Origin of the sequence: Pseudoalteromonas rhizosphaerae (assembly GCF_028885455.1) — a bacterium.
Taxonomy (GTDB): Bacteria; Pseudomonadota; Gammaproteobacteria; order Enterobacterales; family Alteromonadaceae; genus Pseudoalteromonas; species Pseudoalteromonas rhizosphaerae.
On the sequence record NZ_CP118496.1, the window covers coordinates 4,885,951 to 4,899,823 of the forward strand.

13 protein-coding genes and 1 pseudogene are annotated in these 13,873 nt (G+C 40.0%); 5 read left to right on the plus strand and 9 right to left on the minus strand.

Annotated features, from left to right (window positions below):
* Nucleotides 1–60: 60 nt before the first annotated feature.
* Nucleotides 61–810 (minus strand): pyruvate dehydrogenase complex transcriptional repressor PdhR, encoded by a 750-nt coding sequence (gene pdhR / locus PVK79_RS21155; RefSeq protein WP_145235214.1) that lies wholly within the window; start codon nucleotides 808–810, stop codon nucleotides 61–63.
* A 331-nt stretch (nucleotides 811–1,141) separates the two neighbouring features.
* Complete coding sequence (locus PVK79_RS21160) at nucleotides 1,142–1,393, minus strand: LexA family protein (protein ID WP_149983453.1); 252 nt, start codon at nucleotides 1,391–1,393, stop codon at nucleotides 1,142–1,144.
* Between the two features lie 59 nt (nucleotides 1,394–1,452).
* On the opposite strand from PVK79_RS21160, the gene PVK79_RS21165 reads away from it, so the two are divergent.
* The gene (locus tag PVK79_RS21165) at nucleotides 1,453–2,568 is read left to right on the plus strand and encodes an IS630 family transposase (RefSeq protein ID WP_257324033.1); all 1,116 of its coding nucleotides are present in this window, start codon (nucleotides 1,453–1,455) and stop codon (nucleotides 2,566–2,568) included.
* A 57-nt stretch (nucleotides 2,569–2,625) separates the two neighbouring features.
* Here PVK79_RS21165 and PVK79_RS21170 read toward each other — a convergent pair whose 3' ends face one another.
* Entirely contained in the window at nucleotides 2,626–2,877 is a 252-nt protein-coding gene (locus PVK79_RS21170) for a LexA family protein (protein ID WP_149983453.1), read from the minus strand.
* 59 nt (nucleotides 2,878–2,936) lie between these two features.
* Between PVK79_RS21170 and PVK79_RS21175 the strand changes: the two are divergent.
* Nucleotides 2,937–4,051 (plus strand): annotated as a pseudogene (locus PVK79_RS21175) (IS630 family transposase).
* Nucleotides 4,052–4,143: 92 nt separating this feature from the next.
* Here the strand turns inward: PVK79_RS21175 and ampE are convergent.
* The 6 genes from ampE to radC all read right to left on the minus strand — a co-directional run bounded on the left by ampE (nucleotide 4,144) and on the right by radC (nucleotide 8,828).
* Complete coding sequence (ampE, locus tag PVK79_RS21180) at nucleotides 4,144–4,995, minus strand: beta-lactamase regulator AmpE (RefSeq protein ID WP_257324619.1); 852 nt, start codon at nucleotides 4,993–4,995, stop codon at nucleotides 4,144–4,146.
* A 27-nt stretch (nucleotides 4,996–5,022) separates the two neighbouring features.
* Entirely contained in the window at nucleotides 5,023–5,568 is a 546-nt protein-coding gene (gene ampD / locus PVK79_RS21185; protein ID WP_257324621.1) for a 1,6-anhydro-N-acetylmuramyl-L-alanine amidase AmpD, read from the minus strand.
* A gap of 433 nt (nucleotides 5,569–6,001) precedes the next feature.
* A protein-coding gene (locus tag PVK79_RS21190; protein WP_257324622.1) for an IS630 family transposase occupies nucleotides 6,002–7,037 on the minus strand; the annotation gives its coding sequence in 2 pieces (ribosomal slippage) (nucleotides 6,002–6,577 and nucleotides 6,579–7,037; 1,035 coding nt in all).
* Between the two features lie 435 nt (nucleotides 7,038–7,472).
* Nucleotides 7,473–7,628: a 50S ribosomal protein L33 gene (rpmG, locus tag PVK79_RS21195; RefSeq protein WP_004335545.1), complete on the minus strand. Its 156-nt coding sequence runs from the start codon at nucleotides 7,626–7,628 to the stop codon at nucleotides 7,473–7,475.
* A gap of 11 nt (nucleotides 7,629–7,639) precedes the next feature.
* Nucleotides 7,640–7,876 (minus strand): 50S ribosomal protein L28, encoded by a 237-nt coding sequence (gene rpmB, locus PVK79_RS21200; RefSeq protein WP_004335549.1) that lies wholly within the window; start codon nucleotides 7,874–7,876, stop codon nucleotides 7,640–7,642.
* Nucleotides 7,877–8,153: 277 nt separating this feature from the next.
* On the minus strand, nucleotides 8,154–8,828 hold the full coding sequence (radC, locus tag PVK79_RS21205) for a RadC family protein (RefSeq protein ID WP_145234702.1): 675 nt from the start codon (nucleotides 8,826–8,828) through the stop codon (nucleotides 8,154–8,156).
* A gap of 153 nt (nucleotides 8,829–8,981) precedes the next feature.
* On the opposite strand from radC, the gene coaBC reads away from it, so the two are divergent.
* The 3 genes from coaBC to PVK79_RS21220 all read left to right on the plus strand — a co-directional run bounded on the left by coaBC (nucleotide 8,982) and on the right by PVK79_RS21220 (nucleotide 13,834).
* Nucleotides 8,982–10,199: a bifunctional phosphopantothenoylcysteine decarboxylase/phosphopantothenate--cysteine ligase CoaBC gene (gene coaBC / locus PVK79_RS21210; protein ID WP_257326408.1), complete on the plus strand. Its 1,218-nt coding sequence runs from the start codon at nucleotides 8,982–8,984 to the stop codon at nucleotides 10,197–10,199.
* Between the two features lie 115 nt (nucleotides 10,200–10,314).
* A complete protein-coding gene (gene slmA / locus PVK79_RS21215; RefSeq protein ID WP_145234700.1) occupies nucleotides 10,315–10,902 on the plus strand; it encodes a nucleoid occlusion factor SlmA in 588 nt (195 codons plus the stop codon).
* 157 nt (nucleotides 10,903–11,059) lie between these two features.
* Nucleotides 11,060–13,834, plus strand: a complete 2,775-nt coding sequence (locus PVK79_RS21220; protein ID WP_257324643.1) for a S9 family peptidase — start codon at nucleotides 11,060–11,062, stop codon at nucleotides 13,832–13,834.
* Nucleotides 13,835–13,873: the final 39 nt, after the last annotated feature.

Genomic DNA, 13,873 nt, shown 5'->3' on the forward strand with positions numbered 1-13,873 from the left:
TCGTGTTGCCATATACAGCACTTGCTTAAATTATTTATCTTTAACTTAGTTTTTTGTTACTTAATTTTGCTTTGTGCGTCTTAAACTACGCTCAATTCGTGAATGCTCTTTACCTGCTTCCAATAACGCTTCTTCAATGAAAGCTAAGTGAGCATTACTGGCAAGTCGCGCCTGCTCTGGATTCCCTTCAATCACTGCATCCATCAATAAACGGCGGTGCTCAGCTAAGCGCGAACTAATATGCGGCTTCTCTAACAATACCGTTAAATTTTGTAAAACATTTTGCTCAAGCAATGCCCGCATACCGCGCACTAAATGCAGTAACACCACATTATGCGAGGCTTCTGCCACACTAAAGTGAAACGCGTTAATTGCTTTGGCTTTTTGTAGTAAATCATCATGAGCCAATGCAATGCATTCAAAGCTTTGCTTAACTTTAGCAAAGTCAGTGCTAGTACCACGAAGCGCAGCATAATAAGCTGCAATCCCTTCGAGAGCATGACGAAACTCTAGTAAATCAAACTGTGATTCAGGATGTTTACTGATCAAGTCAAATAACGGATCAGTGAGCCCTTCTTCTAGCTGATTTTTTACAAACGTCCCGCCACCTTGACGTCGCGTTACTAAGCCTTTTGCCTCTAGCTTTTGAATGGCTTCACGTAATGAAGGGCGAGACACTTCAAATTGTTTGGCTAATTCACGCTCTGGCGGCAGTTTCTCACCCGGTGCTAATGAGCCCTCAAGAATCATGTTCTCAAGTTGCTGTAAAATAACATCCGATAGTTTTGCTGCTTTAATCTTTAAAGACATTAATCAACGTCCGCATTGTAGTGGAAATGTAACCTGAAAAATCCAAGTTTGTGCCCAGAGACTAGACCAAAAGGTAAATTGGTCATACCAAATTTGAGCCATACGTTATCAAAAAGCAAGTTTGCTGTCAATTTCGCTGCGACGCACCTTAAAAAACACCCTAACGTATTTTGCACAAAGATCAAACAGTATGAGATAAAGCCTGTGTTTAGGAAGGAGTTTTATAGAAAAACACAATGGTCTGACCAGATGGTTGGGAGATGAGGTTTTAAGTTTTAAGTTTTAAGTTTTAGGTCCTAGTACTCGTTCACAGAAGTTCTGATCAGTTGCCTTACTTAAATTCAGGCAACTGATTTATTCCTATCAATAGCTTTATCGTTCGGCTTTTTCCAGCAGTTGAAGTGATGAACCCTTTCTTTTTAAGCGTTAAAATCATTGCATGAACACTTGATGATGCAGTTCCAAAATAACGCTCAAAATCATTTTCAGCAGGTGCAACACCATTCACTTTTGTGTAGTAATAAATAAATGCCAAATACTGCCCTTGTTTCACAGTGAACGACGGCAACTCTTCTTTATTCATAATGAACTTTTATCCTAATTGACGATCCTTTAACTCATATTTACTCATTTAATATTGTTATGAACCGAAAGTATATTGTTGAATTATCAGCAGAAGAAAAATGCGAATTAGTTAACTACTGCAAAAAAGGCATGGTCAATGTTCGAAAGTACAAACGAGCCGCCATTTTATTAAAAGCGGACCGTTGTCGATATACAACAGATCAAATATGTGAAGCGGTTCAAGTGAGCTCTTCAACTGTATTTCGAGTCAAACGTCAGTTTGTCGAAGACGGTTTAGAAGCCGCTTTAAATGAAGGTGCACGAAGTGGTGCTATGAGAAAAACCTCCGCGAAAGATGAAGTAACTTTAATAGCCACAGCCTGTTCTGAGCCGCCAACAGGACACTGCCGATGGACATTAGCGTTACTTGGCGAGCGATTAATAACATTAACGGATTTAGACAGTATTTCATATGAAACGGTTCGTAGACGCCTTAAAGAAAATGCGTTAAAGCCATGGCAAAAAAAGATGTGGTGTGTGGCAACAATGGACGCTGAGTATATTGCAAGAATGGAGCATGTACTTGAATTATATGCTGAGCCAGCGGATGAGCTCAATCCCATTATTAATTTTGATGAGGCGATGAAGCAACTTGTTGATGATACACGGCCAGTACAACCGATGAAAAAGGGACAGGTAAAACGCCTAGATTATGAATATAAACGGGTTGGCGTGGCTAACTTATTTGTATTCTTTGACCGTCATCGGGGTTGGCGACACGTTAAAGCAACACAGAGGAAAACGAAAGTTGATTTTGCACACTGTATGAAGGACTTAGTCGATGAACACTACCCACATGCGAATAAAATTCGTGTCGTGCTAGATAACTTATCGACTCATACGGAAGGTGCGTTATATAAAGCATTTTCACCGCAAGAAGCACGACGTATTTTAAATAAAATAGAGTTCCATTACACACCTAAACATGCGAGTTGGTTGAATATGGTCGAGATAGAAATTGGCAATATGAATAAGCAATGCTTAGATCGGCGCATAGCAAGTATGGAAGAGTTAAAGACAGAGCTCACGGCGTGGGAATGGCGCCGAAATAAAGAAGGCGCCAGTATAAATTGGATGTTTAATGTTGATTCAGCACGTGAAAAACTAGAGAGAGCTTACGGTGCTCTCAACTAGTCAAAATTTGTGTGACGAAGTACTAGTACTCGTTCACAGAAGTTCTGATCAGTTGCCTTACTTAAATTCAGGCAACTGATTTATTCCTATCAATAGCTTTATCGTTCGGCTTTTTCCAGCAGTTGAAGTGATGAACCCTTTCTTTTTAAGCGTTAAAATCATTGCATGAACACTTGATGATGCAGTTCCAAAATAACGCTCAAAATCATTTTCAGCAGGTGCAACACCATTCACTTTTGTGTAGTAATAAATAAATGCCAAATACTGCCCTTGTTTCACAGTGAACGACGGCAACTCTTCTTTATTCATAATGAACTTTTATCCTAATTGACGATCCTTTAACTCATATTTACTCATTTAATATTGTTATGAACCGAAAGTATATTGTTGAATTATCAGCAGAAGAAAAATGCGAATTAGTTAACTACTGCAAAAAAGGCATGGTCAATGTTCGAAAGTACAAACGAGCCGCCATTTTATTAAAAGCGGACCGTTGTCGATATACAACAGATCAAATATGTGAAGCGGTTCAAGTGAGCTCTTCAACTGTATTTCGAGTCAAACGTCAGTTTGTCGAAGACGGTTTAGAAGCCGCTTTAAATGAAGGTGCACGAAGTAGTGCTATGAGAAAAACCTCCGCGAAAGATGAAGTAACTTTAATAGCCACAGCCTGTTCTGAGCCGCCAACAGGACACTGCCGATGGACATTAGCGTTACTTGGCGAGCGATTAATAACATTAACGGATTTAGACAGTATTTCATATGAAACGGTTCGTAGACGCCTTAAAGAAAATGCGTTAAAGCCATGGCAAAAAAGATGTGGTGTGTGGCAACAATGGACGCTGAGTATATTGCAAGAATGGAGCATGTACTTGAATTATATGCTGAGCCAGCGGATGAGCTCAATCCTATTATTAATTTTGATAAGGCGATGAAGCAACTTGTTGATGATACACGGCCAGTACAACCGATGAAAAAGGGACAGGTAAAACGCCTAGATTATGAATATAAACGGGTTGGCGTGGCTAACTTATTTGTATTCTTTGACCGTCATCGGGGTTGGCGGCACGTTAAAGCAACACAGAGGAAAACGAAAGTTGATTTTGCACACTGTATGAAGGACTTAGTCGATGAACACTACCCACATGCGAATAAAATTCGTGTCGTGCTAGATAACTTATCGACTCATACGGAAGGTGCGTTATATAAAGCATTTTCACCGCAAGAAGCACGACGTATTTTAAATAAAATAGAGTTCCATTACACACCTAAACATGCGAGTTGGTTGAATATGGTCGAGATAGAAATTGGCAATATGAATAAGCAATGCTTAGATCGGCGCATAGCAAGTATGGAAGAGTTAAAGACAGAGCTCACGGCGTGGGAATGGCGCCGAAATAAAGAAGGCGCCAGTATAAATTGGATGTTTAATGTTGATTCAGCACGTGAAAAACTAGAGAGAGCTTACGGTGCTCTCAACTAGTCAAAATTTGTGTGACGAAGTACTAGGTTCTAGGTTTTAACCATAACTTCCCTAGCACCTAGTTACTTCCCTAAAACCTAGCACCTGTTTATTTACGCTAAACCACCAAATAAAGTAAACAAGGCAATCAACACCAAGTAAAATAACACATTTCGTTTTACAAGCTTCATCATACAAGTTGCTTCATACGCGCAACCAAAATGTTGCTGTTCTATCTGCTCTGCGGCAAGCGCGGTATTAGTAACCACTTTACGGTTACTCACCGTAAAATCGAGTACATAATGCAGCCAGCAACTAGTGCCTTTATTAAAGTTACCTATTACTAGATAACCAAAGCTGGCGATTCTGGCTGGTAACCAATCAAGCCAAAATAATAATGAATGAATAAGTTTAAAACGTTTGGCATACACAACTTTATGGTCGTTCTGCACTAAATCAGCAAAAGTACGTACTAATGCATACAAGGTCGCGCCAGGTACGCCTAATATTACAAACCAAAAAATAACTGCACAATAAAAACGAAAGTTTACCCAAGCCAACGTTTGTCCAAAGGTTTCACCGCCTTTTTGCTCTTCCGTTTTCTTTTGCCCCATTTGCAGTGCATATAAGGTTGCCGCTTGCTGATCATCACGGGTTAGCGCATTTAAATAGGACTTATATAAAGCACGTTGTTTAGCACAGCCAAAGCAAACCAGCAGCACAGCCACATTAATAGCTAACTGCCATAATACAAAATCAGATAAGGTAAAAATAACCGCCACAAGTAATACCGGCAAACACAACCAAATAATAAATCCCGCAGGCGAATTGAATAGACCTTGCTCGCCAAGCTGTTTTTTTGAACGTGTTAAATAGCCTTGCGCGTAATAGCTTATTTGCCAATAATCAGATCGGGCACCTAAACGCTCTAATATCAGAGCTATTATTATAGAAATTAAGATCATACTTTTCTCTTTCCAAATGGGCGCTAGTTAAAATATAGCAGCAAAATAATGATTCCAATCAAAACTGTCTCCAGGGTCTGTTTTTCGCCCTGGTGCAATGTGACAATGGCCAACAACACGCTCGCGTGTGATAGCTGGGTATTTATATATCAATGTCTTAGTTAAGGATTGTAATGCATTATATTGATTTTGGGTATACGCCGTTGTATCTGTACCTTCAAGCTCAATACCAATACTAAAATCATTACACTGACTACGTCCTAAAAAATCAGACTGCCCAGCATGCCATGCACGTTTACTAAAAGGCACATACTGAACTATTTCACCGCTGCGTTTAATAAAGCAATGTGCTGAAACTCTCAACCCCTTTAAATCAGCAAAGCTAGGGTGTGCTTGGCAATCAATACACCCCATAAACAAATCATCCACAAACGGCGTGGCAAACTGCCCTGCAGGCAAGGAAATATTATGAATCACTAATAAAGATATTTCCTCACCTAGTGGGCGCTCATCAAAATGCGTACTTGGTCGTTGATTGACTCCCTGCACTTTGCCCTCATCATCAATCTGCATACTATAAAACCGTTATGTCACTTTGTTGATTATGCTAAAGGATTTATAAAAAAAATGATAGCTGTGAGCTTATCTCTTATATGCAAATTTCATTTCTATATTATTCATGATCTAATAGTAAATAATTAGGTTATAAATATGCTTACAACCGATACGCCTGAATAGGCAGAACTACTTTTGGCAAAGCCAAGTTAAATGTTCCTCAATTAAAAAATGTTTTATCGACACTCAGCTCAGCAGGTCAATATGAAACCAATATTAGCTACACATTGAATATTTAAAAAGCCGCAACGTGCAAAAGATGAAAAAGAACTATCAATTAATTTCGTGATTTGCACAGAGCAAGATAATAGCAGTAGCAGTTAGCTAAAGTGGTTTTTATATAACAGAGCAAGTAACTAACACATAAGAAGCTAGGACTACTTCAACGATATTAAGAGCTTAAATGGCGGATAGAACAATTCCATAAAATGTGTAAAAGTGAAGGAACGGAAATGAATTTATTCCACGCTTGCGAAACCTGTTCGACTATTTCTTCATAACCACTAAACACACGATTAGATAGACAGTGTTGCCGTATCCAACTCCATACTTGCTCTATTGGATTTAACTCCGGGGAGTAAGGCGGAAGTTTTATTAGTGTGACATTATTGAATGGTTGTACCGTATCAATAGTATGCCAACCAGCGCCATCAACGATCACGACCGCATGACGTCCTGCCTCCGTGGCTTTTGATATTAATTCCATGTGTTGCGTCATGACCTCTTTATTGACGATAGGGCTGATCAGCGCTTCTGTTTTACCATTACTTGGGCAGACTGCACCAAATAAGTATCCATACTCAAACTGCTGTTGTTTTGTTGCGCGAGGCCTCGAGCCTGTTTCAGCCCATAAGCGTGTTGTTTGATTCTGTTGTCCAAACCGTGCTTCATCTTGAAACCAAACATCAATGCGCTCTAAAGGGAGATGTCCTGGGGTGTGAAGGATCGTTTCCACTTGGAACTTTTTTAAAAGCCTCTTGGCTTTCTTTTGACTGCTTTGGGTGCTTAGAACGGCTTGTGATCCAGCTAAACCCACGCTTCTTGAGCAGTTTGTAAATATGATCGGTGTGATATCTTATGTTGAACTGGTCATAAATATACTGAGCAATATCTTCCCCCATTAGTCTGCCTCCTTCTGAAGAACTTGCTGACTGTTTTACATAATCTGACAGTGTATTTAGTTGTTGTGAGGTTAATTTAGCTGGACGACCTTTAATCGGTTTGTTGTTCAAGCCAGCAACGCCATTGTTAAGGTAGTTTGAAACCCATTTATTGAGACTGCCGCGCGCTGTATTTAGGCGCTTAGCAATATTCGTTCTGTTTTCACCCTCAAAGAATAATGAAACAGCAAGCAGGCGTATGCGCTTTCTTGCATTAGGCTCTTTACGTGATAAAGCTAAAAGTTGCTTGGATTTTTCTAAGTTCAATTTAGTAAAAGTAGATAAGTATCAGTGTGCTAATTAGATCACATAATTTGGCAGATTGGTATGAAACCTATTTAGACAAATTAAGTGGAAGTTATTATTTAAAGTTACAGATAAACTACTTCCAAGCGAAGCCTCTTCTTGAAAATGGGCTTACAATGCAATGGCGAGATATGAAGGATGACATGACTGCAAACAAACGGGGCAAAGCGATGTGGGGTGAATGGCTCAAATTGATACTGTTAGTCGAGTCCTATGCACTGATGAAAGAATTCGACTTGTGCTCAAGAGACAGGCTGTAAGCTGTAAAAATATAACCTTATGGGTTTATCGGTAAGGTTATATTTTTAACCTGCAAAACTTTACTCTCGCTAACTGTTTTCCAAAAACAAAAAACCCAGCCTAAGCTGGGTTTTTGATATTCATAGAAAACTAAAATTACTTGATTTTAGCTTCTTTGAAAAGAACATGTTTACGGATTTTTGGATCAAACTTTTTGATTTCCATTTTTTCCGGCATGTTACGCTTGTTCTTGTCGGTAGTGTAGAAAAAACCAGTACCAGCTGTAGAAACTAAACGGATCTTATCACGCATGACTCAGGTCCTTAAACTTTTACGCCGCGAGCACGGATTTCAGTAAGAACCGTGTCGATGCCTTTTTTATCGATAATACGCATACCTTTAGTAGTAGTGCGTAATGTTACAAAACGTTTTTCACTTTCAACCCAAAAACGGTGTGTTTGTAGGTTAGGTAGGAAACGACGTCTAGTCGCGTTTCTCGCGTGTGAACGGTGATTACCAACCGCAGGACGCTTACCTGTAACTTGACATACTTTAGACATGTCTATATATCTCCAATAACTTCGCTCGAGCTTAATTTGTCCCCTAGGCTATGTATTTTGTGCCCCAGGGATAAATCGAAGGGCGCTCTTTATACAGCTTATACAGGCAAAGATCAAGTGATTGATCTAATCCAACCAGCTCATGTGTAAATTTGATAGCGGCTAATTATAAAGATCGAATGCCCTTAGGGAAAGTAAAAACTGCATTTAAATTAAACTAATTTGCAAATAAGCACTAAACCGCTCATTTTTAACACGCTTAGTGATTTGAATACGCTTAAATCAAGCCTCGTTCTGCAAACGAAACACAATTATCTCCCCCAACAACGATGTGATCTAAAATATTTATATCGACTAATTGCAAAGCTTGCTGCAATTTAGCGGTAATTAATTTATCAGCTTGGCTTGGTTCAGCAATACCTGATGGATGATTATGAGCCAGAATAAGTGCCGCAGCGTTATTTTTTAAAGCCGCTTTGACGACTTCTCTTGGGTAAACAGATGCTGCATTAATAGTGCCATAAAAAAGTGTTTCTTCTTTAATTAAGCGATTCTGACTATCTAAATACAACACCATAAACACTTCTTGCTGCAAGCCTCGCAGCTCAATCGTTAAATAGTCATATACTGATTGCGGTGAATTAAATACTGCTTCGCGCTGGCATTGCTCCATCATATAACGACGACTTAATTCCAGTACTGCTTGAAGTTGCACAAATTTTGCTGTGCCCAGTCCTTTTTGTGCACAAAAATCATCGATTGATGCATTAAATAAGTTATGCAGTGTTTGATTTTGTGTCATTAAATGTTGTGCTAACTCAACTACATTCATGCCCGGTAAACCCGTTCGCAAAAATATCGCTAATAACTCGGCATCACTTAACGACTTAGCCCCTTTCGCCAATAACTTTTCGCGTGGTCGCTGGCTACTTGGTAAAGAGGTGAGCTGCATTATTTCGTCCCTGAAAAATGATTTATAATTTAACTGTAATGCAAAAATAAAATTTCGCCTGTAAAACTGCGAATAAATTCCATATTAAAACTTCGTCCCCAAGGCAAAGATTTGCTATCGTTAGCGCATATCGACAAACAGTTTTATCAGAGTATGACAAAGTTAATGACCAATTTAGCGACAGAATTAGTAAATAAAAAAATTGTACTTGGTATCAGCGGTGGTATTGCCGCCTACAAATGCGCCGAACTTGTTAGACGTTTAAAAGATCATGGTTGTGATGTCAAAGTGGTGATGACTGAGTCAGCTAAGCACTTTATTACTCCGCTTACCATGCAGGCCGTAAGTGGTGAAATGGTCTCAGACTCTTTGCTCGATCCATCTGCTGAAGCCGCTATGGGCCATATTGAATTTGCTAAATGGGCTGATTTAATATTAGTCGCTCCTGCCACATCTAATATCATCGCAAAAATGGCAGTCGGCATTGCAGATGATTTACTCACCACTTTATTGCTGGCAACACCCGCAAAAGTAGCAGTGGCGCCTGCAATGAATCAACAAATGTATGCCCACCCAGCAACTCAAGCTAACTTAGCAACTTTAAAACAGCGTGGCATTGCAATTTGGGGCCCAGGTAAGGGTGAACAAGCATGTGGTGATGTAGGTGCAGGGCGAATGCTTGAACCACATCAGTTAGTGGCACTATGCACGCAACCTTCGCAACCGCAACTACTAGCTGGTAAAACAATTACAATCACCGCAGGGCCAACTCGTGAGCCACTTGATCCGGTGCGTTTTATATCTAATCACAGCTCTGGGAAAATGGGCTTTGGGCTTGCACATGCGGCAGTTAGTTTAGGAGCAACGGTTAACCTGATTTCAGGTCCGGTAACAATTGCGCCACCACCAGATGTTAACCTAATTAACATTGAGACCGCTGAGCAACTACTTGAACAATCGCTTATTTTTGCTCCAAAGTCGGATGCTTTTATTGGTTGCGCCGCGGTTGCCGATTATCGCGCCGCAGCGATTGCCGAGCAAAAAATGAAAAAACAAGGCGATGAACTGACACTCACTTTAGTTAAAAATCCAGATGTAATTGCCGCAGTTGCTAGCCTTACAGAGGGTCGCCCATATACAGTTGGCTTTGCCGCAGAAACTCAAGATGTCGCAAGCTATGCGAAAGGCAAACTCAGCAATAAAAACCTCGATATGATCTGCGCTAACGATGTATCACAAACGGGCCTTGGTTTTAATTCAGATCATAATGCTTTAACACTGTTCTGGCATAATGAACAAAAAGAACTGCCCGTCGATACCAAAAGCGCATTAGCACTGAGTGTAATGAGTGAGCTTGCTAAACGATTGTAAAAAGGCTGGAAAGAAACTGAATAAAACATTAACATAGCCCTTATCGCTTGCTCAAAAAGTGAGTGATAAGTAGCCGCCAAAAGCTAAGTAAATAATTATAAAGAAAGGAATGTTCATGCCTGCGACAAAAAGAAGTAATCGCAAAGAGCAAATACTACAAGCACTCGCACAAATGTTAGAAACCAGCCCAGGTCAACGTATCACCACAGCAAAATTAGCTGCTGAGGTAGGTGTTTCTGAAGCTGCGCTTTATCGTCATTTCCCGAGTAAAGCACGGATGTTTGAAGGCTTAATAGAGTTTATTGAAGACACTTTGTTGTCGCGCATAAATCTCATTCTTGAAAACGAAAAAGAAACTCAAAGCCGTATCTATAATATTTTATTGCTACTACTGGCATTTGCTGAGAAAAATCCGGGGATCACTCGTATTTTGACCGGCGACGCCTTGCAAGGAGAGCAAGAACGCTTGCGTGAGCGTGTACAAAGCTTGTTTGAAAAGCTTGAAACACAACTAAAACAAGTACTACGCGAGCGTAAACTTCGCGAAGGTAAAACCTTTCAAAGTGATGAGTTAACCATTGCCAACTTTTTACTTGCCTACATTGAAGGCAAGATGAACCAATTTGTCCGCAGTGACTTTAAAGCAAAACCTAGCGCGCAATTTGAAAAACAGTGGTTAGAATTACAAAAAATATGGCTTTAGCTCCTAGCTCCTAAAATTATTAACCTTGTCGGTTTTCCTACAAGGTTTTTTTATAAATGTTACTTTCAACCTTTATTTTCGACCGCTTATCGTTTCTACTCGAATTGTTGAACAAACTAGTTATGATGATGCAGATGAAACAAAACGAGAAGTAACAATGAAAGCACAACTTTCCCTACTCAGCGTAGCACTGGTTGCAAGCCTTGGTAGTGCCACGGCATCCGCAAAAGAGCCGCTACAATTTAAAGATGTATTCGATTTCAAAGCAGCTAAAACAACGCAATTATCTGAAAATGGTGAAGTACTGAGCTTTAGTGCAACCCCATATCGTGGCGATGCAACAGGCCAAGTCTATACCTTAAACAATAATAAATTACTTGCAGAAATTGAGCGCGGCACTAAACCTCAGATCAACAAAGCAGCTAACTGGGTAGCATTCACCCAAGTCCCTACTTTGCTTGAAAAAGAAACCACAAAAAAGAAAGACACCTTAAAAAACAATCTAGTACTCGTTAATACAATAACGGGGGAACAACAAGTTTTTGAGAACGTAAAAGATTACCAGCTCTCTGATGATGGTAACTGGTTAGCTTATCGCTTTGATGAAAAAGCAGATAAAGACGCTGATAGTAAAGATATTGATGACACAAAAAACACCGCTAAAACCAGTGAAATCAAACCAGATAAGAAAGACAAAGCGTTTGAGCTCATTGTTGTAAATTTAAAAGACAAAACAACTCATACAGTAAATAGCGTATTTAGTTACGCAATCAATACATTTGGCAGCGAGCTTCTTGTCAGCCAAAGCTATCCTGACGGTAACGATAACCAAGTAGCATTAATTACATTAAACCAAACATTTGATACGAGTGTATTAATTGATGAACCAGGCGTTGTTGCAAACAAAATAGTGTGGCATCCAACTAAAAACATTGCCGCATTCACACTGGGTAATTATGTGAATGACGATGTACGCCGTCGCGATCATCAGCTAAAACTGTGGCAAAACGAACAGCTTACAAATATTGCTGCTCCTGAAAAAGATTGGACTATTGGTAAAACAGCAAAATTGAGCTGGTCTGAAGACGGTGAACGCTTGTACTTTGAAAATCGCCCTAAGTTAGCGGCAAAAATTAAAGAAAAGAAATACACCGATCAAGCCTCGTTATTTGATTACGATACGATACGCGACCAAAAAGGCCTCCACGTTTGGCATAATAACGATGCCGAAATTAAACCCCGCGAAGAGCAACAATGGAAAGAAATCAATAAAAACCGCCATTATCAAGCCGTTTACCATCTTAATGGCAAACAAGTTGCGCAACTAAGTAACACTGACATGCCAGATTTGGCAATCAATACCAACAATCGCACTGCGTTACTTGGTTCTTCAAATTTACCTTATCTCAAACGTATTATGTATGGCGGTTTTTTTGCTGACTACTATGCAGTCAATGTGAAAAATGGTGAGCGTAAAGCAATTATCAGTGATTATCCGTTTAGACCCAGCCTATCACCCAGTGGACAATTTGCAGCTTACTTTGAAAATAGCCAAGTACAGCTTAAAGACTTAGGTAACAATAAAGTCAGTACCTTAACAACAGCGATTAAAGCAACGTTCGCCGATGATCAGCACGATTACCCTTCAACTCAACCGGGTTATGGTTTTGCCGGTTGGTTAGCTGATAGCAGCCAAGTGCTGGTATATAGCAAATACGATATCTGGGCATTTGACGTTAAAACCCTCAAAGCCACACGCCTTACACAAGGCAAAGAAAACAACACGCAATATCGAGTCATCAAACTTGATAAAGACCAAGTTGGCTTTAAACAAGATGAAACTTTACTACTTAGCGCTACAAACTTACAGCAAAAGCAAACTGAAATCACAAAACTCAATCTTGCTGATAACTCGATCAGCAAAGTATTAAGCGGTAAAAAACGTTTTGACGTGGTAAAAAAAGCTAAAAATGCCGCTAAATACCTATTCACTGAGCAAACTTATCAGCAGTTCCCTGATTTTTATCAAACTGATTTTAGCTTTAAAAATCCACAACGCGTTACTAACTTAAACCCACAAGTTAACGACTTTGCGTGGGGGCAAAAACCGGAGCTAATTAACTATAAAGGCTTTGATGGCGAAGACTTGCAAGGCGTATTGATAAAGCCTGCGGGCTATAAAAAGGGCGATAAAGTGCCAGTGGTGGTGTATTTTTACCGTTATATGAGTCAACGCATGTTTGATTTCCCTAAAATGGAATTAAACCATCGCCCTAACTTCCCAATGTTTACTTCGAACGGTTACGCAATTTTCTTACCTGATATTCGCTTTGAAATTGGTCACCCTGGTAAATCATCAACGCAAACCATGATCAACGCCACCCAAAAGCTGATTGATTTAGGTATCGCTGACCCTGATAAAATTGGCTTACAAGGGCATTCATGGGCGGGCTATCAAAGTGCCTTTATGATCACCCAAACTGATATGTTCAAAGCGGTAGTATCGGGTGCGCCCGTATCAAACATGACCAGCGCTTACAGCGGTATTCGCTTAAAATCAGGATTAGCGCGTCAGTTCCAATATGAAACTGGGCAAAGCCGTATTGGTAAAACCTTGTTTGAAGCGCCAGAGCTTTACATCGAAAACTCACCGGTATTCTTCGCTGATAAAGTAAATACACCAATCTTAATTATGTTTGGCGATAAAGATGATGCTGTACCATGGCACGAAGGCGTACAGTATTATTTAGCGCTGCGCCGTGCAGGCAAAGATGCGACGTTTTTGCAGTATGAAGGTGAACCACACCACTTAAAGAAATTCCCTAACCAAGTGGATTTTTCAATTCGGATGATGCAGTACTTTGATCACTACTTAAAAGGCAAGCCTGCCGCTAAGTGGATGAACGAAGGCGAAGCTTTCATTGAAGAATAAGCAGCCATAAACTAAAACGCCCAGCAAATGCTGGGCGTT

Bases quoted from the DNA above. Each gene is read 5' to 3' on its own strand.
- rpmG (WP_004335545.1), bottom strand. From the start codon at position 7,628: ATGCGTGATAAGATCCGTTTAGTTTCTACAGCTGGTACTGGTTTTTTC.
- coaBC (WP_257326408.1), top strand. From the start codon at position 8,982: ATGACAAAGTTAATGACCAATTTAGCGACAGAATTAGTAAATAAAAAA.
- PVK79_RS21170 (WP_149983453.1), bottom strand. From the start codon at position 2,877: ATGAATAAAGAAGAGTTGCCGTCGTTCACTGTGAAACAAGGGCAGTAT.
- ampE (WP_257324619.1), bottom strand. From the start codon at position 4,995: ATGATCTTAATTTCTATAATAATAGCTCTGATATTAGAGCGTTTAGGT.
- pdhR (WP_145235214.1), bottom strand. From the start codon at position 810: ATGTCTTTAAAGATTAAAGCAGCAAAACTATCGGATGTTATTTTACAG.
- PVK79_RS21160 (WP_149983453.1), bottom strand. From the start codon at position 1,393: ATGAATAAAGAAGAGTTGCCGTCGTTCACTGTGAAACAAGGGCAGTAT.
- radC (WP_145234702.1), bottom strand. From the start codon at position 8,828: ATGCAGCTCACCTCTTTACCAAGTAGCCAGCGACCACGCGAAAAGTTA.
- ampD (WP_257324621.1), bottom strand. From the start codon at position 5,568: ATGCAGATTGATGATGAGGGCAAAGTGCAGGGAGTCAATCAACGACCA.
- PVK79_RS21165 (WP_257324033.1), top strand. From the start codon at position 1,453: ATGAACCGAAAGTATATTGTTGAATTATCAGCAGAAGAAAAATGCGAA.
- PVK79_RS21220 (WP_257324643.1), top strand. From the start codon at position 11,060: ATGAAAGCACAACTTTCCCTACTCAGCGTAGCACTGGTTGCAAGCCTT.
- slmA (WP_145234700.1), top strand. From the start codon at position 10,315: ATGCCTGCGACAAAAAGAAGTAATCGCAAAGAGCAAATACTACAAGCA.
- rpmB (WP_004335549.1), bottom strand. From the start codon at position 7,876: ATGTCTAAAGTATGTCAAGTTACAGGTAAGCGTCCTGCGGTTGGTAAT.